Annotated in this window: 22 protein-coding genes and 1 riboswitch; of the genes, 16 read left to right on the top strand and 6 right to left on the bottom strand. The window is 61.7% G+C overall.

Going from position 1 to position 24894, the window contains the following annotated elements; genetic code table 11:
- Window positions 1-68 precede the first annotated feature (68 nt).
- The 3 genes from AC1Q8Q_RS18465 to AC1Q8Q_RS18455 all read left to right on the top strand — a co-directional run bounded on the left by AC1Q8Q_RS18465 (window position 69) and on the right by AC1Q8Q_RS18455 (window position 6328).
- Window positions 69-2879: an amino acid adenylation domain-containing protein gene (locus AC1Q8Q_RS18465; RefSeq protein WP_492615331.1), complete on the top strand. Its 2811-nt coding sequence runs from the start codon at window positions 69-71 to the stop codon at window positions 2877-2879.
- 97 nt (window positions 2880-2976) lie between these two features.
- On the top strand, window positions 2977-3357 hold the full coding sequence (locus AC1Q8Q_RS18460) for a RidA family protein (RefSeq protein ID WP_033044524.1): 381 nt from the start codon (window positions 2977-2979) through the stop codon (window positions 3355-3357).
- Window positions 3358-4330: 973 nt separating this feature from the next.
- Window positions 4331-6328 carry a peptidase U32 family protein gene (locus tag AC1Q8Q_RS18455; RefSeq protein ID WP_083349303.1) on the top strand — a complete coding sequence of 666 codons (1998 nt, stop codon included), beginning with the start codon at window positions 4331-4333 and terminating at the stop codon, window positions 6326-6328.
- 58 nt (window positions 6329-6386) lie between these two features.
- Here AC1Q8Q_RS18455 and katG read toward each other — a convergent pair whose 3' ends face one another.
- Window positions 6387-8639, bottom strand: a complete 2253-nt coding sequence (gene katG, locus AC1Q8Q_RS18450) for a catalase/peroxidase HPI (RefSeq protein WP_020800947.1) — start codon at window positions 8637-8639, stop codon at window positions 6387-6389.
- 492 nt (window positions 8640-9131) lie between these two features.
- Between katG and AC1Q8Q_RS18445 the strand changes: the two genes are divergently transcribed.
- Window positions 9132-9671 carry a hypothetical protein gene (locus tag AC1Q8Q_RS18445; RefSeq protein WP_168758336.1) on the top strand — a complete coding sequence of 180 codons (540 nt, stop codon included), beginning with the start codon at window positions 9132-9134 and terminating at the stop codon, window positions 9669-9671.
- 4 nt (window positions 9672-9675) lie between these two features.
- On the opposite strand, the gene msrA is transcribed toward AC1Q8Q_RS18445, so the two are convergent.
- The 3 genes from msrA to AC1Q8Q_RS18430 are packed head-to-tail and all read right to left on the bottom strand — an operon-like array spanning window position 9676 to window position 11329.
- Complete coding sequence (gene msrA / locus AC1Q8Q_RS18440; RefSeq protein ID WP_033044096.1) at window positions 9676-10182, bottom strand: peptide-methionine (S)-S-oxide reductase MsrA; 507 nt, start codon at window positions 10180-10182, stop codon at window positions 9676-9678.
- A gap of 53 nt (window positions 10183-10235) precedes the next feature.
- Window positions 10236-10724, bottom strand: coding sequence for a copper chaperone PCu(A)C (locus AC1Q8Q_RS18435; protein WP_168758335.1), 489 nt, complete (start codon window positions 10722-10724; stop codon window positions 10236-10238).
- Window positions 10724-11329 (bottom strand): SCO family protein, encoded by a 606-nt coding sequence (locus tag AC1Q8Q_RS18430; RefSeq protein WP_020800942.1) that lies wholly within the window; start codon window positions 11327-11329, stop codon window positions 10724-10726. Before AC1Q8Q_RS18430 ends, AC1Q8Q_RS18435 begins: the two co-directional genes overlap by 1 nt.
- Before the next feature lie 240 nt (window positions 11330-11569).
- Here AC1Q8Q_RS18430 and AC1Q8Q_RS18425 point away from each other — a divergent pair, with 240 nt between their 5' ends.
- Window positions 11570-11770, top strand: coding sequence for a YbdD/YjiX family protein (locus AC1Q8Q_RS18425; protein WP_033044098.1), 201 nt, complete (start codon window positions 11570-11572; stop codon window positions 11768-11770).
- A gap of 1115 nt (window positions 11771-12885) precedes the next feature.
- Here the strand turns inward: AC1Q8Q_RS18425 and AC1Q8Q_RS18420 are convergent.
- A complete protein-coding gene (locus AC1Q8Q_RS18420; RefSeq protein WP_083348464.1) occupies window positions 12886-14199 on the bottom strand; it encodes a PQQ-dependent sugar dehydrogenase in 1314 nt (437 codons plus the stop codon).
- A gap of 68 nt (window positions 14200-14267) precedes the next feature.
- Window positions 14268-14852 carry a hypothetical protein gene (locus AC1Q8Q_RS18415; RefSeq protein WP_020800356.1) on the bottom strand — a complete coding sequence of 195 codons (585 nt, stop codon included), beginning with the start codon at window positions 14850-14852 and terminating at the stop codon, window positions 14268-14270.
- A gap of 151 nt (window positions 14853-15003) precedes the next feature.
- Window positions 15004-15238, top strand: a riboswitch (cobalamin riboswitch).
- Window positions 15239-15321: 83 nt separating this feature from the next.
- Between AC1Q8Q_RS18415 and cobO the strand changes: the two genes are divergently transcribed.
- From cobO to AC1Q8Q_RS18360, 11 genes are all read left to right on the top strand, one after another.
- The gene (cobO, locus tag AC1Q8Q_RS18410; RefSeq protein ID WP_168757473.1) at window positions 15322-15933 is read left to right on the top strand and encodes a cob(I)yrinic acid a,c-diamide adenosyltransferase; all 612 of its coding nucleotides are present in this window, start codon (window positions 15322-15324) and stop codon (window positions 15931-15933) included.
- Window positions 15930-17315 (top strand): cobyrinic acid a,c-diamide synthase CobB, encoded by a 1386-nt coding sequence (locus AC1Q8Q_RS18405; protein ID WP_168757474.1) that lies wholly within the window; start codon window positions 15930-15932, stop codon window positions 17313-17315. The genes cobO and AC1Q8Q_RS18405 overlap by 4 nt, the downstream gene beginning before the upstream one ends.
- The gene (gene bluB, locus AC1Q8Q_RS18400; protein WP_033043976.1) at window positions 17308-17958 is read left to right on the top strand and encodes a 5,6-dimethylbenzimidazole synthase; all 651 of its coding nucleotides are present in this window, start codon (window positions 17308-17310) and stop codon (window positions 17956-17958) included. Before AC1Q8Q_RS18405 ends, bluB begins: the two co-directional genes overlap by 8 nt.
- On the top strand, window positions 17955-18863 hold the full coding sequence (gene cbiB, locus AC1Q8Q_RS18395) for an adenosylcobinamide-phosphate synthase CbiB (protein ID WP_492615330.1): 909 nt from the start codon (window positions 17955-17957) through the stop codon (window positions 18861-18863). The genes bluB and cbiB overlap by 4 nt, the downstream gene beginning before the upstream one ends.
- Window positions 18856-19848 carry a threonine-phosphate decarboxylase CobD gene (gene cobD, locus AC1Q8Q_RS18390; protein WP_020800351.1) on the top strand — a complete coding sequence of 331 codons (993 nt, stop codon included), beginning with the start codon at window positions 18856-18858 and terminating at the stop codon, window positions 19846-19848. Before cbiB ends, cobD begins: the two co-directional genes overlap by 8 nt.
- Window positions 19845-21296 (top strand): cobyric acid synthase, encoded by a 1452-nt coding sequence (locus AC1Q8Q_RS18385; protein WP_492615329.1) that lies wholly within the window; start codon window positions 19845-19847, stop codon window positions 21294-21296. The genes cobD and AC1Q8Q_RS18385 overlap by 4 nt, the downstream gene beginning before the upstream one ends.
- A gap of 148 nt (window positions 21297-21444) precedes the next feature.
- Window positions 21445-21966 carry a bifunctional adenosylcobinamide kinase/adenosylcobinamide-phosphate guanylyltransferase gene (gene cobU, locus AC1Q8Q_RS18380; RefSeq protein WP_168757476.1) on the top strand — a complete coding sequence of 174 codons (522 nt, stop codon included), beginning with the start codon at window positions 21445-21447 and terminating at the stop codon, window positions 21964-21966.
- On the top strand, window positions 21963-23018 hold the full coding sequence (gene cobT, locus AC1Q8Q_RS18375) for a nicotinate-nucleotide--dimethylbenzimidazole phosphoribosyltransferase (RefSeq protein WP_168757477.1): 1056 nt from the start codon (window positions 21963-21965) through the stop codon (window positions 23016-23018). The genes cobU and cobT overlap by 4 nt, the downstream gene beginning before the upstream one ends.
- Window positions 23015-23590, top strand: a complete 576-nt coding sequence (cobC, locus tag AC1Q8Q_RS18370) for an alpha-ribazole phosphatase family protein (protein WP_492615328.1) — start codon at window positions 23015-23017, stop codon at window positions 23588-23590. The genes cobT and cobC overlap by 4 nt, the downstream gene beginning before the upstream one ends.
- Window positions 23591-23592: 2 nt before the next feature.
- Window positions 23593-24327 carry an adenosylcobinamide-GDP ribazoletransferase gene (locus AC1Q8Q_RS18365; RefSeq protein WP_033043969.1) on the top strand — a complete coding sequence of 245 codons (735 nt, stop codon included), beginning with the start codon at window positions 23593-23595 and terminating at the stop codon, window positions 24325-24327.
- 157 nt (window positions 24328-24484) lie between these two features.
- The gene (locus AC1Q8Q_RS18360) at window positions 24485-24889 is read left to right on the top strand and encodes a MarR family winged helix-turn-helix transcriptional regulator (RefSeq protein WP_020800345.1); all 405 of its coding nucleotides are present in this window, start codon (window positions 24485-24487) and stop codon (window positions 24887-24889) included.
- Window positions 24890-24894: the final 5 nt, after the last annotated feature.

Raw genomic sequence — 24894 nt, 5'->3', positions numbered from 1 at the left:
GTCTTTCCAGACAGGCCGCCATGGGCCTGCCGTTGTGTCTTACAGGCCATGGGGAGTCAATCAATAACATGCAGGATGCGCGCCCAAACCCGACGCTGGAACTGGCGTATTGCGTCGAACGTCCGATATTCATGGACTTCCTGCAACACGCTGGACGTACCCCCGATACCGTGGCCGTGGTTTCGCAAGAGGCCACGTGTAGCTACGGTGAGCTGGAGACGATAAGCCAGCGCCTTGCCTGCTTTCTGCTGGAACAGGGCGCGAGCGCATCCGATCGGGTCGTGATCGTCTCCAGTCGCTGTGCCGGCCTGGTCTACGCCATGCTCGGTGCCTCACGGGCCGGCTTGACGTTCACCGTGGCCGATATGGCCTATCCCCGTGCGCGCATCGAACAGATCATCCAGGCGCTCAAGCCGACCTTTGTCCTGGTCTGCGGCGAGGCCACCTATGAGCCAGATCCCCAACGCGGGTCCGTCGTACGCGTGGTCGACATACCGGAAATGCCCACCGACGCGCTCAAGGCGTTCGCCGTCGAGCCAAAGGCCTTGCCCGAGGTAAACCCTGGAGACCCGGCCTATATCACCTTCACTTCGGGCAGTACCGGTGAGCCGAAAGGCATCGTCACCCATCACTCGCCCCTGGTTCATTTCATCGAATGGCATAGCCAACGTCACTCATTGACCAAGGACAGTTGTTTTTCCCTGCTGTCGGGGCTGGGCCACGACCCGGTCTACAGGGATGTGTTCACGCCGCTCTCCATTGGCGCAAAAGTCATCATCCCGGCCCAGTCGACCGTGATCGATCCAGCCGCCTTGGCGAGGTGGATACACCAGCATGGGATCACCGTCATTCACCTCACGCCGCCCTTGGGCAAACTCATTGAAACCGGCGCGAAAATCAGTGGCTTGCAGTTCAACGCGCTGCGCTATCTGTTTTGGGGTGGCGATGCCTTGAGCAGCACCCTTTACGAGCAAATACGCGCCATCGCGCCCAACGCCGTCAGCGTCAACTTCTACGGCACGACCGAAACGCCGCAGGCGATGGCTTACCATCAACTCGATCCTGCGCTCGACAATGCCAAAATCCCTCTGGGCAAAGGAATCGAGGGCGCGCAACTGTTGCTGGTCAATGAAGCCAATCAATTGGTCGGCGAAGGCCAGGTCGGGGAAATCCTGATCCGTAGCCCGTATCTGTCCCTGGGGTACTACGGCGACGCAGCACTCACCCGGGAAAAATTCGTGGTCAACCCCTTCACCCATGCCGAGGGTGATATCTGCTATCGGACCGGCGACCTGGGCACTTACCTGGCCGATGGCAGTGTCATGTTCCGCGGGCGCGGCGATAGCCAGGTGAAGATTCGCGGCCATCGCATCGAGCTGGCCGAAATCGAAGCGTCGATCTCAAGGCATCCGCGGATCAAACAGTGCGTGGTGCTGGCCAACAACGACCGTTCGAACGTGAAACTGGTGGCCTGTTGCGTTTGCGCCAAGCCTGTTGCATCGGGTGAGCTGCGTGAACAGGTGGGGCAGCAGTTGCCGGACTACATGGTGCCGGCCTTGTTCGTGTTCGTGGAGGCGATTCCACTGACGCCGAACGGCAAAATCGACAAGCGGGCGTTGCAAGCGCTTGTCGATAAACAGGCGGCACCGGTCAATAGCAGCCAAGACCTGTCGCCGCTGGCGCTCAAGTTGAGCCAGGCATGGGCGGAAATTCTTGAAGTGCCGCGCATCGATCCAGCGTTGACGTTCGTGGAGCTGGGCGGGGACTCACTCTCGTTCGTTCAGGCGTCAATGGTGCTGGAAGAGCTTATCGGTCATCTGCCCGATCAATGGGAAATGATCCCGGTACTCGAGTTGTGTGAACTGGCCAGCGACACCAAGGCCTCGAGGTTTTCGATACGGGCAATGGAAGTGCCGGTGTTTTTACGCGTGGTTTCCATCGTGTTGATTGTGATGGGGCATTTCCAGGTCGTTGAACATTGGCCGATGTTCGGCGAAACAATGGCCTTGTTCCTGGTTTCCGGGCTCAGCCTGGCAAGGTTTCAATTCAAGGCCATCAAGGAGTCCGGCAGCGTGCGCACGCTGGTCAAGTCCGTTGCCAGTATCGCGGTGCCCACGATCCTGTACACGGTGTTGGTGCAGGTGCTGTTCGATAAGGTGCATTGGCAATCCTTGCTGCTGATTTCCAATTGGTATTCGCCGAACCTGATCGGCAACTTCGTCTATTGGTACATCGAAGTATTGGTGCAGATGCTGCTGATCATCGGGTTCGTCCTGTCGTTCGAGCGCGTCAGGAACATCATCAGTGCCGACCCGTTTCGCTGTTTCGTCATTGCGACTTGCGTGTTGGCGGTGGCTGACGTGCTGATCAGTCGCTATGTGTTCGATGCAAGCGCGCTGTTCAATCGGGTGCCACAGCATTACCTGGCGATCATGGTGCTCGGAATGGCCATTCACAGTGCCAATTCGACTACCCAGAAGTGGATCGTCACGCTGGTTGCCATCGTGGTGGTAGGTTGGCAGGACATGCAGGCAATGCTGGGGTTTGGACCCCTCGCTGCCGACGTCTGGAGCCATATCGATATCGCCGTGCCTGCCGCTCTCCTGGTGATCTGGGTCCGCTCCATTCCCGTGCCCGGCCTGATGGCGAGGGGCATGGCATTGATTGCCTCCTCGACACTGTATATCTACCTGACGCACTTCCAGTTCCTGTCGGTGGCCCGGCGCATCGGCGATTATCCGCTGCTCGGGGTGGTTTTCGCCGTCGTCGGTGGTGTCGTGGTGGCTTATGCCTGGAACAAGGTCGTGCGCTGGGTATTGATGCGTGGCAACTTTGATGCCAAGAAACGTCGCGCGGATAAAGTCGAGCGGGTGGCGTGAGGGTTCCGTAAACTGGCGGCGCAACAGGCGTTGCCGCATGAATGCCGCGGCTGACATGCGTGCGCCGCCGCCTTACCACCTCAAACAAGAGACCCCCATGGCTAACCAAGACCTGACCTTCGTTCCCGATCCCGATGCGGACTCCATCTCCTCCGACGTCGCCGGTTTCGCCGGCATGCTGGTCTCCACCCAGATTCCGACCCGTGCCGATGGCAGCCTTGAACTGGGCGATATCACCCTGCAAAGCGAGTGCACCCTGCAGGCGCTGAAAGTGGCCCTGGAGCGCGCCGGCAGTTCCATGGACCGCGTATTGCACTTGACTATCTACCTCACCGACATGGCCGACCGCGCCGCCTTCAACGAGGTCTACAAGCGCTTCTTCGCCAAGCCGTGGCCCGTGCGCGCGGCTGTGGGCGTGGCGTCGTTGGCGGTTGAGGGCATGCGGGTGGAAGTTACGGCGATGGCTGCGAAGGCCTGATCTGATCCCACGCGCGCTCTGTAGGAGCCAGGCTTGCCGGCGAAGAACGATGACGCGGTTTAATTGGGTACATATCCATTGCTGCGGTAACGGCCACTTATGGTTTCGCCCTTACGGCGAGTCCCTTTTGGCAAACGCCCCAAAAGGAACCAAAAGGTCTTGCCCCACCACTCGGTGCCTCGCTAAGGCTCGGCATGCCCTCACTCCGGCATTGCTCCGTGGGTCGCCGCGATGGGCCATCCCTGGCCCAGCGCGGCTAAACCGGCGTCCTGCCGGTTTACCCACTGCGCAATGCCTGCGTTCGGCCAGCGTGGTTAACGGGGCGCCCGCGATCAACAGCAAAGCGAGGCGGCCTTAAAGCCGACCTGACTTTTCCGGTTACCCCCAATGATCGTTCCCACGCTCTGCGTGGGAATGCATCCTGTGACGCTCCGCGTCACCGTTGCGCATTGCTCACGTCGTGTGTCGTCTGCGGAACGCGGAGCGTCCCTGGCGGCGTTCCCACGCAGAGCGTGGGAACGATCAATGCGCACGGCTCCCGATCAGGTCGGCTGTCAGGCCGCCTCGCTTTCGCGTTTGATCTTGATCTGGCTTTTGATTTTCTTGCCCCATCGCGGCGACCCACGGAGCAGGACCGGAGCGAGGGCATGCCGAGCACTAGCGAGGCACCAAACGCCAGGGGCAAGAGCCCTTGGTTACTTGGGGCCAGGCGGCGTTCCGTTTTTCCAAGTGACTCGCTGTAAGAGCGAAACCATAGGTGGCCGTTACCGCAGGAATGGATATGTACACCGTAAAAATAGATTCGCCTATAAGGCCGCCTTCGCCGGCAAGCCGGGCTCCTACAGGGTTTATGCGGTACATGCGATGTTGAAGGTTCGCTCCCGAACCCGCCACCTGGCAGTACACGGGTGCCCCGCGCTCATTTCACCGCTACAATGCGCGCCTCGACCGTGACAGCCTGACTAAAAAATATATGTCCCTGCCCAAACATCACCTGGAATTGCTCAGCCCCGCCCGTGACGTGGCCATCGCCCGTGAGGCGATCCTGCATGGCGCCGACGCCGTTTACCTCGGTGGCCCAAGTTTCGGCGCGCGCCACAACGCCTGCAACGAGGTGAGCGATATCGCCGCGCTGGTGGAGTTCGCCCATCGCTACCACGCCCGGGTGTTCACCACGATCAATACGATCCTGCACGACAACGAGCTGGAGCCGGCCCGCCAGTTGATCCATCAACTGTACGACGCCGGTGTCGACGCGCTGATCGTCCAGGACCTGGGTGTGATGGAGCTGGACATCCCGCCGATCGAGCTGCACGCCAGCACCCAGACCGATATCCGTACCCTGGAGCGGGCGAAGTTCCTCGACCAGGCCGGCTTTTCGCAACTGGTACTGGCCCGCGAGCTGAACCTGCAAGAGATCCGCGCCATTGCCGATGAAACAGAGGCGGCGATCGAGTTCTTTATCCACGGTGCGTTGTGCGTGGCGTTTTCCGGCCAGTGCAATATTTCCCACGCGCAGACCGGCCGCAGCGCCAACCGCGGTGACTGCTCCCAGGCCTGCCGCCTGCCGTACACCCTCAAAGATGAAAAGGGTGGGGTGATCGCCTACGAGAAACACCTGCTGTCCATGAAGGACAACAACCAGAGCGCCAACATTCGTGCGCTGGTGGAAGCTGGCGTGCGCTCGTTCAAGATCGAAGGGCGCTACAAGGACATGGGCTACGTGAAAAACATCACCGCCTACTACCGCCAGCGCCTGGACGCCGTGCTCGAAGACCGTCCGGACCTGGCTCGCGCCTCCAGCGGCCGCACCGCGCATTTCTTCCTGCCCGATCCGGACAAGACCTTCCACCGAGGCAGTACCGACTACTTCGTCAGCGAACGCAAGATCGACATCGGCGCGTTCGACTCGCCGACCTTCACCGGCCTGCCCGTGGGCGTGGTGGAAAAAGTCGGCAAGCGCGATCTGCTGGTGGTCACCCACGAGCCGCTGTCCAACGGTGACGGCCTCAACGTACTGGTCAAGCGTGAAGTGGTGGGTTGGCGGACCAACATCGCAGAAGCTAAAGGCGAGTTCGAAGAAGACGGCGAGAAGCGCTATCGCTACCGCGTCGAGCCCAACGAGATGCCCAAGGGCTTGCACCAGTTGCGCCCGAATCACCCGCTTAGCCGCAACCTGGATCACAACTGGGCCCAAGCGCTGCAAAAAACCTCGGCCGAGCGCCGGATCGGTCTGTCCTGGGTCGCCCGCTTGCGCGAGGAGCGCCTGGAACTGACCGCCACCAGCGAAGAGGGCGTCAGCGCCAGCGTTGCCCTGGACGGGCCATTCGGTGTGGCCAACAAGCCGCAGCAGGCCCTTGAGCAACTGCATGACCTGCTGGGTCAATTGGGCACCACCGAATACCACGCCACCGACATCAAGCTGGATGCACCGCAGGCGTACTTCATTCCCAACTCGCAGCTCAAGGCCTTGCGTCGCGAAGTGATCGAGGTGTTGACCGATGCACGCATCCAGGCCCATCCACGGGGTGGCCGCAAGGCCGAGACCAGCCCGCCGCCGGTGTATCCGGAGTCGCACCTGTCGTTCCTGGCCAACGTCTACAACCAGAAGGCCCGCGACTTCTATCACCGTCACGGGGTCAAGCTGATCGATGCGGCCTACGAGGCCCATGAAGAAACCGGCGAAGTCCCGGTGATGATCACCAAGCACTGCCTGCGGTTCTCCTTCAACCTGTGCCCCAAGCAGGCCAAGGGCGTGACGGGCGTGCGCACCAAGGTCGCCCCGATGCAGTTGATCCACGGCGACGAAGTGCTGACGTTGAAATTCGACTGCAAGCCGTGCGAGATGCACGTGATCGGCAAGATGAAGGGGCATATCCTCGATCTGCCGCAACCGGGCAGCGTGCAACAGGTCGTCGGGCACATCAGCCCCGAAGACCTGCTCAAGACCATCCATCGCGCGCCCCACTGAGTGATCGGCGAGCGCGCAGCCGAGGCTGCGCGCTCGTCAACTCACCCGGCGAGTCCGCTCACCTCAGGTCGAAGCGGTCAAGGTTCATCACCTTGGTCCAGGCCGCCACAAAGTCCTTCACGAACTTCTCCTCGCCGTTACTGGCATAGAACTCCGACAGCGCGCGCAATTGCGAGTTGGAGCCGAAGACCAGGTCGACTCGCGTCCCCGTCCACTTTTTCTGGCCGGTCTTGCGATCGCTCGCTTCAAACTCTTCCTGGGCGTCCGACACCGGTTTCCACTCCACGCCCATGTCCAGCAGGTTGGTGAAGAAATCGGTGGTCAGTGCTTCGGGCCGCGTGGTGAAGACGCCGTGTGAAGTCTGCCCGACGTTGGTGTTGAGCACGCGCATGCCGCCAATCAACACGGTCATTTCCGGCGCTGTGAGGGTCAGCAACTGTGCCTTGTCGATCAACAGCGACTCTGCCGATACGCGGTATCGCCCCTTGAGGTAATTGCGGAAGCCATCGGCAATCGGTTCGAGAAAACCGAAGGATTCGACATCGGTCTGCTCCTGGGAAGCGTCTGTGCGCCCCGGCGAGAAAGGCACCGTGATCGTGTGTCCGGCATTTTTAGCAGCCTGTTCAACGCCTGCACAACCGGCGAGCACGATCAGGTCGGCCAGGGAGATCTTCTTGCCACCGGCGTTGAATTCCTGCTGGATACTCTCCAGTTTTGAAAGTATCCCCGCCAGTTGCTCGGGCTGGTTGGCCTGCCAGAACTTTTGTGGAGCCAGGCGCAAGCGCCCGCCATTGGCACCGCCGCGCTTGTCCGAACCGCGGAAGCTGGACGCCGCGGCCCAGGCCGTCGAGACCAGTTGCGAGACCGACAGACCCGAGGCCAGCAGTTCGCTTTTCAGGGCCGCGACGTCGCTGTCGTTTACCAACGGATGATCGACTGCAGGTATCGGGTCCTGCCACAGCAGTTCTTCATTGGGCATTTCCGGGCCAAGGTAGCGCGAGAGCGGGCCCATGTCGCGGTGCAGCAGCTTGTACCAGGCACGGGCGAACGCGTCGGCCAGTTGATCGGGGTTCTGCAGAAAGCGCCGTGCAATCGGCTCATAGATCGGGTCGAAGCGCAGCGCCAGGTCCGTGGTCAGCATGGTCGGGTTGCGACGCTTGGTTGGATCGTGCGCGTCAGGAATGATCCCGGCGCCAGCACCGTTCTTCGGCGTCCACTGATGGGCGCCTGCCGGGCTCTTGGTCAGTTCCCATTCGAAACCGAATACGTTCTCCAGGAAGTTGTTGCTCCATTTCGTCGGCGTGGTGGTCCAGGTCACTTCCAGGCCACTGGTGATGGTGTCGGGGCCTTTGCCGGTGCCAAAGCTGTTCTTCCAGCCCAGCCCTTGCATTTCGAGGCCAGCGGCTTCGGGTTCGGCACCGACATTGTCGGCAGGGCCAGCGCCGTGGGTCTTGCCGAATGCGTGACCGCCGGCAATCAGCGCCACGGTTTCCTCGTCATTCATGGCCATGCGGCCGAACGTCTCGCGGATATCCTTGCCGGCGGCTACCGGGTCCGGGTTGCCTTCCGGACCTTCCGGGTTGACATAGATCAGGCCCATTTGCACGGCCGCCAGCGGGTTCTCCAGATTGCGTCCTTGCTCGGTACGGCTCTCCTCATTTTCCCCGGGCTCAGCGACAAGTGGGCCTTCGCCGGGCTCCTGCATGGCTTTTTGCGCCTTGTCGTAGCGTACGTCGCCCCCCAGCCATTTGTTTTCCGAGCCCCAGTAGACATCCTCGTCCGGTTCCCAGACGTCAGGCCGGCCACCGGAAAAGCCGAAGGTCTTGAAGCCCATGGTTTCGAGTGCGACGTTACCGGTCAGGACGATCAGGTCGGCCCAGGAAATGTTGTTGCCGTACTTTTGCTTGATCGGCCACAGCAGGCGGCGGGCCTTGTCCAGGCTGACGTTGTCGGGCCAACTGTTGAGCGGCGCAAAGCGTTGCTGGCCAGAGCCGGCGCCGCCTCGGCCATCGCCTGTACGGTAGGTGCCCGCGGCGTGCCAGGACATGCGCACGAACAGCGGTCCGTAATGTCCGAAGTCCGCAGGCCACCAGTCTTGAGAGTCAGTCATCAACGCGGTCAGGTCACGCTTGAGCGCGGCAAAATCCAGGGCCTTGAACGCCTCGGCGTAGTTGAAGCCCTCGTCCGCGGGGGAGGACAGGGACGAGTGCTGGTGCAGGATCTTCAGATTCAGCTGGTTCGGCCACCAATCGCGGTTCGTGGTGCCACCACCAGCGGCATGATTGAACGGGCATTTCGTTTCAGTTCCCATCTGTGAGCTACCTTTGGTCGTGTTCATTCAGCCATCGTTCCGTTTCGGGCACGATGGCGGTGAGTGAAATCAATGACTCAGGCTGTTGGCCCAGCAAGTCGATCAACTGATCATCGTGGCCAAATGGGCATCTCCGGCACTGGCAAGCGAATTGCCAACGGGATGACCCACGGTATGCCTAGTCGGTTTCTGACTCCCGCGTTATCTTCTTATCAGGTCTCGACCGGCCAGACGGCACCGGCGTTAGATAAGGCTAGACCGCCCTTGGGCAGACGGCTAATAGCTGGAGTATTTGTAGCCGATAGGCGGAATCTTTCAAGGCGTCTTCGATTACTGTCGAGCACCGCTCAGTTCCTTCCCCCAAGGCAGCTGAAAGGGGGCAGGTAAGGGCGGCGACGGATTGATAGCTATTTGCCACATCAGCCGACCATTGGCATGGCGAACAGCGCCTTCCTGTGCCTTACTCGGGAATCGGTCCGGGGAGGGCAGTGGATGCGACATAGAGGCGCACAATTCTGGCTTTGGCTCAATAAACGCCTGCCCGTCAAAAGCTACGAAGACGTACTGGTGGACGGCAGGCAGATCGAGGTCCAGGCCCGCATTACCCCGCAGGGCATGACCCAGGTATTCATCGGGATCTACGCCGCCAATGGTTCTTCGATTTGCGAAGAATTTCATGACCGCAGCCTGCGCGAGCCGTTTGCGCTGGCGCTGCAGTGGGGTGGTCAGCGGGCCAGGGCGATTCTCCTGGAGACCCAGCCGTTCATTGCGCCCCATCGAGCCCAATTGACCTTGAGCACGATCATCACTGACGAAACGGTATTGGCCTTGCGTCGTCTGGAGATGAGCAAGTACGAGCGCTTGAAAATCATGGCCGACGATGCCCAGGCCGAATACACGGCGGCACTGTCGGCCATGCTCGAGCTGATGCGTTCACCCAAAGTCGATCCCCAAGTGTGGGATGAACACAGTGAACGGTTGCGCCAGGCCATTGATCGACGGGTCTGCGTACAACGCAGTTATCTGTCTTGATTCATTATTTACGTCTGGGCAGTGTCCAGTTCGGTCGTATGAAGTGGCAGGTGTAACCGTTAGGGTAATGCTCGAGGTAATCCTGATGCTCGGGCTCCGCTTCCCAGAATGGGCCGGCGGGGGCTATTTCCGTGACCACCTTGCCGGGCCAGAGGCCGGAGGCGTCAACGTCGGCCACGGTGTCTTCGGCGATGCGTTTCTGCTCGTCATCCAGGTAAAAGAGTGCCGAACGATAGCTCGTCCCCAGGTCATTGCCCTGGCGGTTTCTGGTGCTCGGGTCATGGATCTGGAAGAAAAACTCGAGGATCTGGCGATAGCTGATCTGCTCCGGGTCGAAGACGATTTCGATCGCTTCGGCGTGGGTGCCATGGTTGCGATAGGTGGCATTGGGTACATCGCCCCCCGAGTAACCGACACGCGTGGAAATCACCCCCGGGTAGCGTCGAAACAGGTCCTGCATGCCCCAGAAGCAGCCGCCAGCGAGGATGGCGGTTTCAGTGTTCGTCGTCATCAGTACGCACCTCCCATCAAAGAGCGGCCTCCATGGCGGAGGCCGTCAGACCCTCAATGCATCTTGCTGTGATCCATATTGCCATGATCCATCGTATTCAGTGCCTTTGCCGGCGCGTTCACCTGGATCGTTTCTTTCTCGCCCTTGGCGTTTTCCACGGTCAGGTTCAGGGGCACGCTATCGCCTTCCTTGATCTGGCCCGTCAGGTCCATGAGCATGACGTGGTAGCCATGGGGATCGAAGCTCACCGCCTTGCCGGCCGGCAATGCCACGGACTCGACCTGCTGCATGCTCATCACATCGTCCTTCATGCTCGACTGGTGAACCTGCACCGTCTTCGCCACGGGCGATTGCACGCTGAGCAGCTTGCTGTCGCTGTCGGCCTGCAAGGTCATGAAGGCGCCGCTCGAAGGCTGGCCGGCCACCGTCGCCCTGACCCAGGCATCGTTGACCCTGGTTTGCGCGGACACCTGCCACGCCATGCCGATCAGGGCCATTCCCAGTACAAGCTGTTTAAAGCTTGGTGCGCAAAACGAAGTCATCAGCAAACCTCCATGACGGTGAGCAGGTCTTCTGCGCACTCTTGAGCGGTAAGGGACGCGGACAGGCCGAGGCGCAAATTGCCCCGGGAGTCGAACACGAAGCTGGTCGCGGTATGGGACAGGGTGTAGGTGTCGCCGCTTGGGACTTTTTCGAAGAATACGCCGAACTCCTTGGCGGTGGCGGCGGTTTCTTCCAGGGTGCCGTACAGCGCCTCGAAACTCGGGTCGAAGGCCTTTACGTATTTGTCGAGCAACTCGGGTGTATCGCGCTCAGGGTCCAGGGTGATGAAGATCACTTGCAGGCGCTCGCCATCGCGGCCCATCAGTTTTTTCGCCTGGGCGGCGCGGGCCAGCGTAGTCGGGCAGACTGCGGGGCATTGGGTGAAGCCGAAGAAGATCATCGGCATCATGCCCTGGTAGCTGCCGAGCATCCGGGTTTCGCCCTCGGTGTCCTTGAGCTTGAAGGAGCGGCCCATGATCTTGTCGCTCAGGTCCTTGCCGTATTTGAACGACAGCTTGCTGCTGTCATCGCAGCCGGCGAGCAGGCCGAGGCTCAACAGGCTCATGCCTTGCAGGACTGTGCGGCGGGAATACAACGTACTCATGGAAAAAAGCTTCCTGTGTGCAACAGAGAAAACACAGTGCCTGACGGATCAGGCGAAAAAAAGCGCAGGGATGTTAACAAACTGTTGCCCGTTGGCGCTCAATCGATGGCCAGCCGGTCATGCGCCAAAAGGTCGCGGGGGCTTGAATACATGAAAATACAATTGGCCGGGAAGCGGACACATTGCAGATACATCAGTGGGGTTATATCGGGCTGTCCAAATCTCATCGAGAGCACTGCCATGATCCGCAAATTGCAGCAAGCCGCCAGTTTCCTTAGCCAGAGCGCGCGTTTGATGGTGGGCGTTCCTGATTACGACAACTATGTCGCACAGAGGGCGATCAGCCATCCGGGCGAGCCGGTGATGACCTACGAGGCGTTTTTCCGTGAGCGTCAGGACGCGCGTTTTGGGCGCGGGAAATGTAATACGCGGTGTTGCTGACGCTGCAAATTCCCCCGCGCCCCGAGGATGTACTCGATCTACTGTGGGAGCGGGCTTGCTCGCGAAGGCAGCCTGACAGCCGACCAATCTCTCGCGGCTGTACGCGATCCACTGTAGGAGCGAGCCTGCTCGCGATGGCGGCCTGACAGCGTACATATCCATTCCTGCGGTAACGGCCACCTAGGGTTTCGCTCTTACAGCGAGTCACTTGGAAAAACGGAACGCCGCCCGGCCCTAAGTAACCAAGGGCTCTTGCCCCTGGCGTTCGGTGCCTCGCTAATGCTCGGCATGCCCTCGCTCCGGTCCTGCTCCGTGGGCCCGCCGCGATGGGCCATCCATGGCCCAGCGCGGCTAAACCGGCATCCATGCCGGTTTACCCACTGCACAGAACCTCCACTCGGCCTCACGAGGGGGCAAGAAAATCAAAGGCCAAAGCAACAGCCAAAGCGAGGCGGCCTTACAGCCGACCTAATTGGGAGCCGTACGCGTTCCTCCTGTAGGAGCCAGCGGTGCGGCGGTCCGACTTGCCGGCGAACCAGGCGCTGCGGTGTGTCTGTTGTACCGTGTTATCGTTCTTCGCCGGCAAGCCTGGCTCCTACAAGGGGATTGGGGTGTTTGGAAAGGATTAGGTCGGCTCTCAGGCCGCCTCGCTTTTGTTTTTGATCTGGGTGCCCCGTTAACCACGATGGCCGAACGCAGGCATTGCGCAGTGGGGAAACCGGCAGGACGCCGGTTTAGCCGCGCTGGGCCAGGGATGGCCCATCGCGGCGACCCACGGAGCAATGCCGGAGAGAGGGCATGCCGAGCCCTAGCGAGGCACCGAGTGGTGGGGCAAAGCCTTTTGCTTACTTTTTGGCGTTTGAAAAAGTGAGTCGCCGTAAGGGCGAAACCATAAGTAGCCGTTACCGCAGCAACGGATATGTACTCAGAAAACAATCTCCCACAACAAGCTTCGATGCGGCATGGATCAACGTTGGTAGAGGCCCCGATGGACGTCGTCACAGGTTGACGGACAGACTCAGGGTGTGAGGGGGCAAGAAAATCAAGATCTAAAGCCAAGCAAAAGCCAAAGCCAAAGCAAAAGCCGACCGGTCGGCCTGTTTTTCAAGTGCAGGTTAATGAGCGGCCGACACCCGCCACACCTTATTCCCCACATCATCGGCCACCAGCAAGGCGCCTTGCTGATCGATCACCACGCCCACCGGCCGACCCATGGCTTTTTCCTCATCATTGAGGAACCCGGTGAGCACATCCACCGGTTGCCCGCTTGGCTTGCCACCGCTGAAGGGCACGAAAATCACTTTGTAACCGCTGTGCGGCTTGCGGTTCCAGGAGCCATGCTGGCCGATGAACGCGCCTTCCTTGAACTGCGCCGGCAACCTGTTGCCTTCGGCAAACGTCAGGCCAAGTGAAGCGGTGTGAGGCCCCACCGCATAGTCCGGGGCGATCGCCTTGGCCACCAGGTCCGGGTTTTGCGGGTCGACACGCTCGTCGACATGCTGGCCGTAATAACTGAATGGCCAGCCATAGAAGGCGCCGTCTTTCACCGAGGTGATGTAGTCCGGCACCAGGTCGCTGCCGATTTCGTCCCGCTCATTCACGGCCGTCCACAGCGCACCGCTTTGCGGCTCCCAGGCCATGCCGTTGGGGTTGCGCAGGCCTGAAGCGAAGATCCGGTGGTTGCCGGTGGCGCGATCCACTTCCCAGATCGCCGCGCGCCCTTGCTCCTGGTCCATGCCGTTTTCGCCGACGTTGCTGTTGGAGCCCACCGTGACATACAGCTTGCTGCCGTCCTTGCTGGCGATGACGTTTTTGGTCCAGTGGTGGTTCAGGGTGCCCCCTGGCAAGTCGACGACCTTGATCGGTTTGTTCTGGATTGCCGTGTCGCCGTTCTCATAATGGAAGCGCAACAGCCGGTCGGTGTCGGCCACGTACAGGTCATTGCCGACCAGGGTCATGCCGAAGGGCGAGTTGAGGTTTTCCAGGAATACCGTGCGGGTTTCGGCAACGCCATCGTGGTTGCCATCTCGCAGCAGGGTGATGCGGTTCGGGCTCGGCACGCCGGCACCGGCGCGCCCCATGACTTTCTTGGTGATCCAGCCCTTGATGCCTTTGTTGTCATCGGGTTTGGGCGGGGCATTGGTTTCGGCAACCAGCACGTCGCCATTGGGCAGCACATAAAGCCAGCGTGGATGATCGAGGTTCTCGGCAAATGCGCCGACATGAGTACCGCTGGCCGCGACGGGTTTTGCGCCGTCCGCCCAGCCAATGGCCGGGGCGATGTTCATTGTCGGGAACAGCGTCTTGTTCGGTTCCGGTAGCTTGGGGGACGGCCCGATGCCGTCGGTGACTTGCAAGCGGGCGGTTTCGCCACAGGCGACGAGCCCTCCCGCTAATGCGATGACGAAAACCAGCTCGGATGTGCGCATTGCTGACCTTCCCTATGAATGCAGTGACTTAAATCATAGAGAAGCGGCAAAGCCCGATGGTTCAACCTTTAGCCGCGAGCTTCCTTGAGCAACACGGCAATGCCTGGGTGATAGTGACCGGCTTCATTGCGCAATTTGCGATAGGCATAGGGGAAATACCAGGCCACGGCGCAGCAATGCTCCTTTTGCAGGTCATCGACCATGTCCTGGAGTTCCTCCGGGGTGGCGCCTTGCTGGCTCTTGTGGGGAGCGACGAACAGGCAGCCGATTCTCAGGTCGCTGGCGTAGCTGATTTTTTTCGCGTCACTGGTGATGTCCAGCAAGGCCTGGGTCAGGTTCAGGCTGTTAACGCGTGGCCAGCGCTGCGTGGCCTGCAGCCAGGCGCGATCTTCGGTGGTGGCGATAAACAGGTCGGCGCGGCCGTTGCGTTCGCCTTCTTCGGTCTGTTTGCGCGTGGGCGATTGTTGCAGTGTGACCATCTCAGCCATCCAAGCCGCGGCAGAAAGCAGGCCGAGGTTGGCTTTTTCATCGAGCCAGTAGGGTGTCTCGTTGTCGCCGCGAACGGCGTTATAACGATCGATACAGTCGAACCAGCGCTCCAGCACCGGACGCAGGAATTCCAGCTTCGGATTACTGATGATCATGCCTTGCATAGGGCTCACCTTATTATTGTGTTGTGAGATTGTGGCAAATTGATATCGCTGAAGTGAGTGTGACACAAGATTGACGTCATTTTATGAATGGTTGGCAGTTATTCGTTCCGGCACCCTGTCTTCAATTGACGCTCCACCCCCAACCCTCTAACCTTCGCCGCTTGTTTCAGGTGCTCTGTGGCTTGGGTCGACAGAGTGAAACAGGGAAGCCGGTGAGTGAGCGCTTCAGTCGATGAAGCCCTGCGATCCCGGCGCTGCCCCCGCAACGGTAAATGAGTGAAAACTGCGCTTGAAGCCACTGCGTCGATCCATCGATGCGGGAAGGCGCGCAGCGAGGCGTCACGCCGCTCATGAGCCCGGAGACCGGCCTGATCCATCCAAGCGGCATCACGGTGGGCGATGCCAGGCTTCTTGCCGTCTATTCTTGTGCCTGCCCGCCGTTAATCCTGCCTCAACGGAGAGCTCCCCCATGTCTGACAATCCTGATCGTGACGAACGTCACCTGGCGCGCATGCTGCGCAAAAAGGCCGTGATCGACGAACGCATCGCCAATTCCCCAAACGAATGTGGCCTGCTGCTGGTGCTGACCGGCAATGGCAAAGGCAAGAGCAGTTCGGCGTTCGGCATGCTGGCGCGTGCCATGGGGCATGGCATGCAGTGCGGCGTGGTGCAGTTCATCAAGGGGCGTAACAGCACCGGTGAAGAGCTGTTCTTCCGGCGCTTTCCCGAGCAGGTGCGTTTTCATGTGATGGGCGAGGGCTTCACCTGGGAAACACAGGATCGCCAGCGCGACATCGCGGCTGCCGAAGCGGCCTGGGCGGTGTCGCAGCAACTGCTGCGCGACCCGTCCATCGGCCTGGTGGTGCTGGACGAACTGAACATCGCCCTCAAGCACGGCTACCTCGATCTCGATCAGGTGCTCAGCGATTTGCAGGCGCGTCCGCCTATGCAGCACGTGGTGGTTACTGGTCGCGGCGCCAAGCCGCAGATGGTTGAACTGGCGGATACCGTCACTGAAATGGGCATGATCAAGCACGCCTTCCAGGCCGGTATCAAGGCGCAAAAAGGCGTGGAGCTGTGAACCAGCCTCGACGTTGCCCGGCGGTGCTGATTGCTGCGCCGGCGTCCGGCCAGGGCAAGACCACCGTGACCGCTGCGCTGGCCCGGTTGCATCGTAACCAGGGCCGTAAGGTTCGCGTGTTCAAGTGCGGCCCGGACTTTCTCGATCCGATGATCCTCGAACGCGCCAGCGGTGCGCCGGTGTATCAACTGGACATGTGGATGGTCGGCGAGCTGGACAGTCGCCGCCTGTTGTGGGAGGCCGCTGGCGACGCTGACCTGATCCTGATCGAAGGCGTCATGGGGCTGTTCGACGGTACGCCGTCCAGCGCTGACCTGGCGCGGCATTTCGGCGTGCCGGTGCTCGCTGTGATCGACGGCACCGCCATGGCCCAGACCTTCGGCGCACTGGCCCTGGGCCTGGCGCGTTATCAGCCGGACTTGCCGTTTGCCGGCGTGCTGGCCAACCGCGTGGGCACCCTGCGCCACGCGCAACTGCTCGAAGGCAGCCTGACCGAAGGCCTGCGCTGGTATGGCGCCTTGTCACGGGAGACCGGGATCGAATTGCCGAGTCGACACCTTGGCCTGGTGCAGGCCAGCGAGTTGAATGACCTGGATGTGCGCCTCGATGCGGCGGCCGAGGCCCTGGCCGGCAGTTGCGAAGTCGAACTGCCGCCGGCGGTGGAATTCGCCGCGCCCGATGTGGTGACAGTCGAGCCCTTGCTGGCTGGCGTGCGCATCGCCGTGGCCCGTGACGAAGCGTTTGCCTTTACCTATGGCGCCAGTCTCGATGTGCTGCGGGCGATGGGCGCCGAGCTGCGGTTTTTCTCGCCGATCCGTGATGCAGGTTTGCCAGAGGCCGACAGCCTGTACCTGCCGGGTGGCTATCCGGAATTGCACCACGTGGCATTGGCGCAGAACACTGCCATGCTCAGCGCCATCCGCGCCCACCACGCGGCAGGCAAACCCTTGCTGGCCGAATGCGGCGGCATGCTTTATTTGCTCGATTCGCTGACCGATGTCGAGGGCACTCGTGCCGAGCTGGTCGGCTTGTTGAAGGGCGACGCGGTGATGCAAAAGCGCCTTGCTGCATTGGCTCTGCAAGCGGTTGAGCTGCCGGAAGGTTCTTTGCGCGGGCATACCTATCACCATTCGTTGACCACGACCGAGCTTGTTCCGATTGCCCGTGGCCTGAGTCCTAACGGCGGGCGTGGGGCCGAAGCGGTTTATCGTGAGGGGCGGATGACGGCCTCTTACGTGCACTTTTATTTCCCGTCCAATCCATCAGCGATTGCCGCTTTGTTTGCGCCTGACTGGACGGACGCCTTCGCGAGCAGGCTCGCTCCCACAGGGGAACGCATATCAAATGTGGGAGCGAGCCTGCTCGCGAAGAGCCATGACTGACAACGCCTTCAGCCAGGCCGAACGCGACGCGGTCTACCGCGCCATCGGTGAACGCCGCGACATGCGTCACTTCGCCGGCGGCACGGTCGAGCCCGAGCTGCTGCGACGCCTGCTCGAAGCCGCGCATCAGGCCCCAAGTGTCGGCCTGATGCAGCCCTGGCGGTTCATCCGCATCAGCGATCGAGCCTTGCGTGGCCAGATCCAACAGCTGGTGGAGCAAGAACGTATCCGCACCGCCGAGGCCCTGGGTGAGCGCACCGACGAATTCATGCACCTCAAGGTCGAGGGCATCAACGATTGCGCCGAAGTGCTGGTCGCCGCGTTGATGGACGATCGCGAACGGCACATCTTCGGTCGTCGCACCCTGCCGGAAATGGACCTGGCCTCGTTGTCTTGCGCCATCCAGAACCTCTGGCTGGCGTCCCGCGCCGAAGGGCTGGGCATGGGCTGGGTCTCGCTGTTCGAACCGCAAGCCTTGGCGGACCTGCTGGGCCTGCCGCCTGGTGCCAAGCCCCTGGCCATTCTCTGCCTGGGACCGGTCAAGGCCTTCTATCCGGCGCCAATGCTGGTGCTCGAAGGCTGGGCGCAGGCGCGTCCGTTGAGTGAGCTGCTGTACGAAAATTATTGGGGAGTGAGTCAATGAGTGTGGCGTTGTTGAGTGTCGCCGCGGTAGCGCTGGATGCGCTGCTGGGTGAGCCCAAGCGCTGGCATCCGCTGGTGGCGTTTGGCCGTTTCGCCGAGCGCATCGAGCAACGTTTCAATGGTGGCGGTCGCGGCTGGCGCAGCCATGGGGTCACCGCGTGGGTGATCGCCGTAGTGCCGCTGACCCTGTTCGCCACGGCGCTCTCATGGGCGCCGTACGTCGGCTGGATCGTCGAGATTCTCGCGCTCTATTGCGCCCTGGGCATGTGCAGCCTCGGCGAGCACGTCACGCCGGTGGCCAAGGCCTTGCGCAGCGGTGACCTTGAAGAAGCGCGCCAACGCGTGAGTTATCTGGTCAGCCGCAAAACCAGTGATCTGGATGAAACCGCCGTGGCCCGTGCCGCCACCGAATCGGTGCTGGAAAACGGCAGCGACGCGGTGTTCGCCGCGCTGTTCTGGTTTGCCGTGGCCGGTGCGCCCGGCGTGGTGCTCTACCGTTTGAGCAACACCCTGGACGCGATGTGGGGCTATCGCAACGAACGCTTCGAGCGTTTCGGCTGGGCGGCGGCCAAGATCGACGACGTGCTCAATTACATTCCGGCGCGCCTGGTGGCGCTGACCTATGCACTGTTGGGCAAGACCCGACTGGCGTTGAAATGCTGGCGTACCCAGGGGCCAACCTGGGACAGCCCGAATGCCGGTCCGGTGATGGCGGCGGGTGCCGGTGCGTTGGGCGTCGAGCTGGGCGGGCCGGCGATTTATCACGGTGAACTGCATCAGCGCCCGACGCTGGGCGAGGGCGTGCCGGCGGATGCCGACGCCATCGACCGCGGCTGGCAACTGGTGCAGCGTGGGGTATGGTTGTGGCTGCTGATTCTGTGCGTGGGGTCTGAATTTTATGCTTGAGCACGGCGGACGACTGCGCAAGGCGGCGCACGATTACGGCATCGATGAAGCCGATTGGCTTGACCTGTCCAGCGGCCTGGCCCCCTGGCCGTTTCCAGTGCCGGACATCCCGCAACGGGCCTGGGCGCGATTGCCGGAAACCAATGACGGTCTGGAGCAGGCGGCCTGCGACTACTACGGCACCTTGCAAGCGTTGCCGGTCGCCGGTTCGCAGATGGCCATCCAGTTGCTGCCGCGTTTGCGGCGGGCGGGCAAGGTCGGCGTACTGTCACCCTGTTATGCCGAACATGCCGAGGCGTGGCGGCGCAATGGCTACATCGTGCGCGAAGTGCTGGAGCAGGAGGTCGACTTCTTCGTCGATAGCCTCGACGTGCTGGTGGTGGTCAACCCGAATAATCCAACCGGGCTGAACCTGACGCCCGCCCGGCTGCTCGACTGGCATTCGCGCCTGGCCCCGCGCGGTGGCTGGCTGGTGGTGGACGAGGCCTTCATGGACAACACGCCGCACCTGAGTGTGGCGCCGTTTGCCCATCAGGTAGGCTTGATCGTGCTGCGCTCCTTTGGCAAGTTTTTCGGCCTGGCCGGCGTGCGCCTGGGTTTTGTCCTGGCTGAGCGCAAGTTGCTCAAGTTGCTCGCCGAGCAAGTAGGGCCGTGGGCGGTCAGCGGGCCGACCCGAGTGCTGGGCCAGGCGTGCCTGCGCGACACCGAAGGGCACGTTCGGCAGCGCGAGCGCGCTGATGAGGCCAGTGCGCGGCTGGCCACCCTGTTGACCCGGCACGGCTTCCAACCCCAAGGCGGGTGCGCCTTGTTCCAATGGCTAATCACCGAGCGCGCCGAAGTACTGCACGAGTTCATGGCCCGGCGCGGCATTCTATTGCGCCTGTTCACCCACAACAGCAGCCTGCGTTTCGGCCTGCCTGGCGATGAAGCCGACTGGGCACGCCTCGACTGCGCGTTCGACGCCTTCACCAGGGAAAGCCAATGACCACGCTAATGGTGCAGGGCACCACATCCGACGCCGGTAAAAGCACGCTGGTGACGGCACTGTGCCGCTGGGTTACGCGCCAGGGTGTCAGCGTGGTGCCGTTCAAGCCGCAGAACATGGCGCTCAATAGCGCGGTGACTGCCGACGGTGGCGAGATTGGTCGCGCGCAAGCCGTGCAAGCCCAGGCTGCTTTTCTTGAGCCCCACACCGACATGAACCCGGTGCTGCTCAAGCCCAACAGCGATACCGGCGCCCAGGTGATCATCCATGGGCGTGCAGTCACCACGATGAATGCCGTGGCCTATCACGACTACAAATCCATTGCGATGCAAGCGGTGCTGGCGTCCCACGAACGCTTGAGCTCAGCGTATCCAGTGGTGATGGTCGAGGGTGCGGGCTCACCGGCCGAGATCAACCTGCGCGCTGGCGACATCGCCAACATGGGCTTCGCCGAAGCGGTGGATTGCCCGGTGGTGCTGATCGCCGACATCAATCGGGGCGGGGTTTTCGCTCACCTGGTGGGCACCCTGGAACTGCTGTCGCCCTCCGAGCAGGCGCGGGTCAAAGGTTTCGTCATCAACCGTTTTCGCGGTGACATCGCCCTGCTGCAACCCGGTCTCGACTGGCTGGAAACGCGCACTGGCAAACCGGTGATCGGCGTACTGCCGTACGTGATGGACCTGCACCTGGAGGCCGAGGACGGCATCGACCAGCGCCAGGCCGACAAGGCCGGGCAGCTGTTGAAGGTAGTGGTGCCGGTGCTGCCGCGCATCAGCAACCACACCGATTTCGATCCACTGCGCCTGCACCCGCAAGTGGACCTGCAATTCATTGGCCCCGGCCAGGCGATTCCAGCGGCCGACCTGATCATTCTGCCAGGCTCGAAAAGCGTGCGTAGCGATCTGGCCTATCTGCGCGCCAATGGCTGGGACGCCGCGATCTCGCGACACCTGCGCTATGGCGGCAAAGTCCTGGGTATTTGCGGTGGCCTGCAGATGCTCGGCGAGCAGGTGCATGACCCGCTGGGACTTGAAGGCGCGCCGGGGTCCAGTGATGGCCTGGGCCTGCTGGCATTCACCACGCAGCTCGAAGAACACAAGCAGCTACGCAACGTGCGCGGGCGTCTTGCACTGGAGAATGCCGAGGTCTGCGGCTATGAGATTCACGCTGGCGTTACCACCGGACCTGCCCTGGAAAATGCCGCCGTGCAGTTGGACGATGGTCGTTGCGATGGCGCGCAGAGTGTCGATGGGCAAATTTTCGGCACCTATTTGCATGGCCTGTTTGAATCCCCGGCGGCGTGCAGTGCGCTGTTGCGATGGGGGGGGGTGCAGAATGTGCAGGAGGTGGATTACCACGGCTTACGCGAGCGGGATATCGAGCGCTTGGCGGATCTGGTTGAAAAGCATCTGGATACCGGGCTGTTGCGCGAGCTCTGTGGTTTTTAAGTTGGCCGTGCTGGCCCCATCGCGGGCAAGCCCGCTCCCACAGGGTTACCGGGTGTACTTAAGTTTTGTGACCAACCCAAACAACTGTGGGAGCGGGTTTGCCCGCGAAGGGGCCCGTCATGACACTGCACATTTTATGGAATAAACCATGCTCCAACTGATCCTCGGCGGTGCCCGCTCTGGGAAAAGTCGCCTGGCGGAAAAACTCGCCAGCGACAGCGGCCTTCAAGTGACCTACATCGCCACCAGCCAACCCCTGGACGGTGAAATGAACGAGCGTGTCGCCCATCACCGCGCCCGCCGTCCAGCCGAATGGGCGTTGATCGAAGAGCCTGTGGAACTGGCCCGCATCCTGCGCGAAACCGCCAGCAGCGAGCGCTGCCTGCTGGTGGACTGCCTGACGTTGTGGATGACCAACCTGCTGATGCTCGATGACACCGAGCGTCTGGTGGCCGAGCGCGAAGCCTTGCTCGAATGCCTGGCGTCGTTGCCGGGTGAAATCATTTTTGTCAGCAACGAGACCGGAATGGGCGTCGTGCCGCTGGGCGAATTGACTCGCCGCTATGTCGATGAAGCCGGTTGGCTGCATCAAGCCCTGGCCGAGCGTTGCCAGCGTGTCGTCCTGACCGTTGCCGGCCTGCCCCTGACTTTGAAAGGAACTGCTTTATGAGCCCAACCTGGTGGCTGAACCCCTGCCAACCGATCGACGCCCAGGCGGTCGAGCAGGCGCAAGCCCGTCAACAGCAACTGACCAAGCCGGCCGGCTCACTCGGTCAGCTTGAGTCGGTGGCGGTGCAACTGGCCGGACTGCAGGGGCAGGTGAAGCCGAGTCTGGAGCGGTTGTGGATCGCGATTTTTGCCGGTGACCATGGTGTGGTGGCCGAGGGAGTGTCGGCCTATCCCCAGGAAGTCACCGGGCAGATGCTGCTCAACTTCGTCAGCGGCGGTGCAGCGATCAGCGTGTTGGCGCGGCAGTTGGGCGCCTCCCTGGAAGTGGTCGACCTGGGCACCATCACACCGTCGTTGAACCTGGCGGGTGTGCGACACCTGAACATCGGGCCCGGCACGGCGAATTTTGCCCAGGGGCCAGCGATGACCGCGGCGCAAGGCGAACGCGCGTTGCAGGCCGGTCGCGACAGCGTTGAGCGCGCCGTTGCGATGGGTGCGCAACTGTTCATCGGTGGCGAAATGGGCATCGGCAACACCACGGCGGCCAGCGCCCTGGCCTGTGCCTTGCTCGATTGCCCGGTGGTGCACCTGGCCGGGCCGGGTACGGGGCTGGATGCGGCGGGTGTCAGTCGTAAAGCGCAAGTGATCGAGCGCGCGCTGGTGCTGCACGGCGCTCAACGTGGCGATGCGCTGCAGACCTTGTTCAATCTGGGCGGTTTTGAAATCGCGGCACTGGTGGGCTCCTACCTGGCGTGCGCCCAGCAAGGCATTGCAGTGCTGGTGGACGGGTTCATCTGCAGTGTCGCGGCCTTGGTCGCGGTGCGGTTGAATCCGTCGTGCCGCCAATGGCTGTTGTTCGGTCATCGCGGAGCCGAGCCGGGCCATCGTCATGTGCTGGAAACCCTGAAGGCCGAACCCTTGCTGGACCTCGGCTTGCGCCTGGGCGAGGGCAGTGGTGCCGCGCTGGCCGTGCCATTGCTGCGTCTGGCGTGCGAGCTGCACGGGCAGATGGCGACGTTTGCCGAAGCGGCGGTGGCGGACCGTCCGGCATGATCTTGCATCTGGACTTGTTGCGTCACGGTGAAACAGAACTCGGTGGCGGCTTGCGCGGCAGCCTCGACGATGCGCTGACCGACAAGGGCTGGGCGCAGATGCGCCAGGCGGTGGCGGGGCAGGGGCCTTGGGATCGCCTGGTCAGTTCGCCTTTGCAGCGCTGTGCGCGTTTCGCCGAAGAACTGGCGATGCAGTCAGGGCTGCCGATCGAGCTGAACAAAGACCTGCAGGAACTGCACTTCGGTGCCTGGGAAGGACAGAGTGCCGCGGCACTGATGGAAGCCGACGCCCAGGCCCTGGGTTTGTTCTGGGCTGATCCGTATTCGTTTACCCCGCCAGAGGGTGAACCGGTCGCGGAGTTTTCAGCGCGAGTACTCGCGGCGGTCGCACGCTTGCATGGGGCGTACGCCGGAGAGCGTGTGCTGCTGGTCAGTCATGGCGGGGTCATGCGTTTATTGCTGGCCCACGCCCGGGGCTTGCCCCGCGAGCAACTGCTCAATGTCGAAGTGGCGCACGGCGCGCTGTTATCGCTCTTGGTCGAGCCCGGTGGTCTCTTGAGGGAAGTGCGCTGAACATGTTGCCATTCTGGATCGCCCTGCAATTTCTCAGCAGCCTGCCGGTTCGTTTGCCGGGCATGCCGACGCCTGAGGAGCTGGGGCGCTCGCTGCTGTTTTATCCGCTGGTGGGTGTGCTGTTCGGCGTGATTCTGTGGGCGCTGAACGGGCTGTTGCTGGGCACGCCACTGCTGCTCCATGCCGCACTGCTATTGACGGCGTGGGTGCTGCTCAGTGGCGCGCTGCACCTGGACGGCCTGGCCGACAGCGCCGATGCATGGCTGGGCGGATTCGGCGACCGCGAGCGCACGCTGACGATCATGAAGGATCCGCGCAGCGGGCCGATCGCCGTGGTCACGCTGGTGCTGGTGTTGCTGCTGAAATTTACCGCGTTGGTCGCGCTGATCGAACAGCAGCATGCGCTGGCCCTGATCATTGTTCCCTTGATCAGCCGCAGTGCGTTGCTGGGGTTGTTCCTGACCACGCCTTATGTGCGGCCCGGCGGTTTGGGCCAGGCGCTGGCCGATCATCTTCCGCGGTTGGCGGGCAAGCAGGTGTTGGCGGTCAGTGCCTTGTTGTGTGTGCTGATCGCTGGGTTCAACGGCGTTTGGGCGCTGCTGCTGGCGGCGCTGCTGTTTGCCTGGCTGAGGCAGGTGATGCTGCGCCGATTGGGCGGCACGACAGGTGACACGGCAGGGGCGTTGCTGGAGCTATTGGAAGTAGCAGTGCTAGTGGGCGTGGCGCTAATCCTGTAGGAGCGAGCATGCTCGCGATGGAGGTACAAGCACCGAGGGGTGTCAGGCAGTCAGCGTCATCGTTGACGTCCATCGCGAGCATGCTCGCTCCTACAGGTAGAGGGGTTTGGTGTAACATAAATTTGCTTTCATTCAACCACGGGTATATACACGCACCATGCTCGAATCCCAATGTTTATGCATCAACCTGCGTCGCGCCGCCCGTGGCGTCAGCAGGCATTACGACGGCGCTCTCGATGGCTTCGGGATCAACGTTGCGCAGTATTCTTTGCTGTGCAACCTGCAGCGCCTGGATCAACCGAGTATCTCAACCCTCGCCGAAGCCATGGGCCTGGATCGCAGTACCCTGGGGCGCAACTTGCGTGTGCTGGAGGGTGATGGCCTGGTGACGCTGGTCGAGGGCGAGGACATGCGCAATCGCATCGTCCTGCTCACCGAAGCGGGCGCCGAGCGCCTCAAAGCCGCCTTGCCCGCCTGGGAGGCGGCGCAACAGCGCTTGGTCGATCGCTTGGGCGCGGAAAAGCGTGAAACGTTATTGAAGTTGCTGGACGAACTGGCTTGAGGTCA

This window comes from Pseudomonas sp. GW823-FHT06B06, assembly GCF_058795195.1.
Note: the sequence above shows the minus strand (reverse complement) of the source record. Positions and strands in the feature narration are given on the sequence as shown.

Bases quoted from the DNA above. Each gene is read 5' to 3' on its own strand.
- cbiB (WP_492615330.1), top strand. From the start codon at position 17,955: ATGAGTGTGGCGTTGTTGAGTGTCGCCGCGGTAGCGCTGGATGCGCTG.
- AC1Q8Q_RS18415 (WP_020800356.1), bottom strand. From the start codon at position 14,852: ATGCAAGGCATGATCATCAGTAATCCGAAGCTGGAATTCCTGCGTCCG.
- AC1Q8Q_RS18465 (WP_492615331.1), top strand. From the start codon at position 69: ATGCAGGATGCGCGCCCAAACCCGACGCTGGAACTGGCGTATTGCGTC.
- AC1Q8Q_RS18425 (WP_033044098.1), top strand. From the start codon at position 11,570: ATGATCCGCAAATTGCAGCAAGCCGCCAGTTTCCTTAGCCAGAGCGCG.
- AC1Q8Q_RS18430 (WP_020800942.1), bottom strand. From the start codon at position 11,329: ATGAGTACGTTGTATTCCCGCCGCACAGTCCTGCAAGGCATGAGCCTG.
- cobD (WP_020800351.1), top strand. From the start codon at position 18,856: ATGCTTGAGCACGGCGGACGACTGCGCAAGGCGGCGCACGATTACGGC.
- AC1Q8Q_RS18420 (WP_083348464.1), bottom strand. From the start codon at position 14,199: ATGCGCACATCCGAGCTGGTTTTCGTCATCGCATTAGCGGGAGGGCTC.
- cobT (WP_168757477.1), top strand. From the start codon at position 21,963: ATGAGCCCAACCTGGTGGCTGAACCCCTGCCAACCGATCGACGCCCAG.
- cobC (WP_492615328.1), top strand. From the start codon at position 23,015: ATGATCTTGCATCTGGACTTGTTGCGTCACGGTGAAACAGAACTCGGT.
- AC1Q8Q_RS18360 (WP_020800345.1), top strand. From the start codon at position 24,485: ATGCTCGAATCCCAATGTTTATGCATCAACCTGCGTCGCGCCGCCCGT.
- cobU (WP_168757476.1), top strand. From the start codon at position 21,445: ATGCTCCAACTGATCCTCGGCGGTGCCCGCTCTGGGAAAAGTCGCCTG.
- AC1Q8Q_RS18460 (WP_033044524.1), top strand. From the start codon at position 2,977: ATGGCTAACCAAGACCTGACCTTCGTTCCCGATCCCGATGCGGACTCC.
- AC1Q8Q_RS18385 (WP_492615329.1), top strand. From the start codon at position 19,845: ATGACCACGCTAATGGTGCAGGGCACCACATCCGACGCCGGTAAAAGC.
- cobO (WP_168757473.1), top strand. From the start codon at position 15,322: ATGTCTGACAATCCTGATCGTGACGAACGTCACCTGGCGCGCATGCTG.
- AC1Q8Q_RS18455 (WP_083349303.1), top strand. From the start codon at position 4,331: ATGTCCCTGCCCAAACATCACCTGGAATTGCTCAGCCCCGCCCGTGAC.
- katG (WP_020800947.1), bottom strand. From the start codon at position 8,639: ATGGGAACTGAAACGAAATGCCCGTTCAATCATGCCGCTGGTGGTGGC.
- AC1Q8Q_RS18435 (WP_168758335.1), bottom strand. From the start codon at position 10,724: ATGACTTCGTTTTGCGCACCAAGCTTTAAACAGCTTGTACTGGGAATG.
- AC1Q8Q_RS18365 (WP_033043969.1), top strand. From the start codon at position 23,593: ATGTTGCCATTCTGGATCGCCCTGCAATTTCTCAGCAGCCTGCCGGTT.
- AC1Q8Q_RS18445 (WP_168758336.1), top strand. From the start codon at position 9,132: ATGCGACATAGAGGCGCACAATTCTGGCTTTGGCTCAATAAACGCCTG.
- msrA (WP_033044096.1), bottom strand. From the start codon at position 10,182: ATGACGACGAACACTGAAACCGCCATCCTCGCTGGCGGCTGCTTCTGG.
- bluB (WP_033043976.1), top strand. From the start codon at position 17,308: ATGACTGACAACGCCTTCAGCCAGGCCGAACGCGACGCGGTCTACCGC.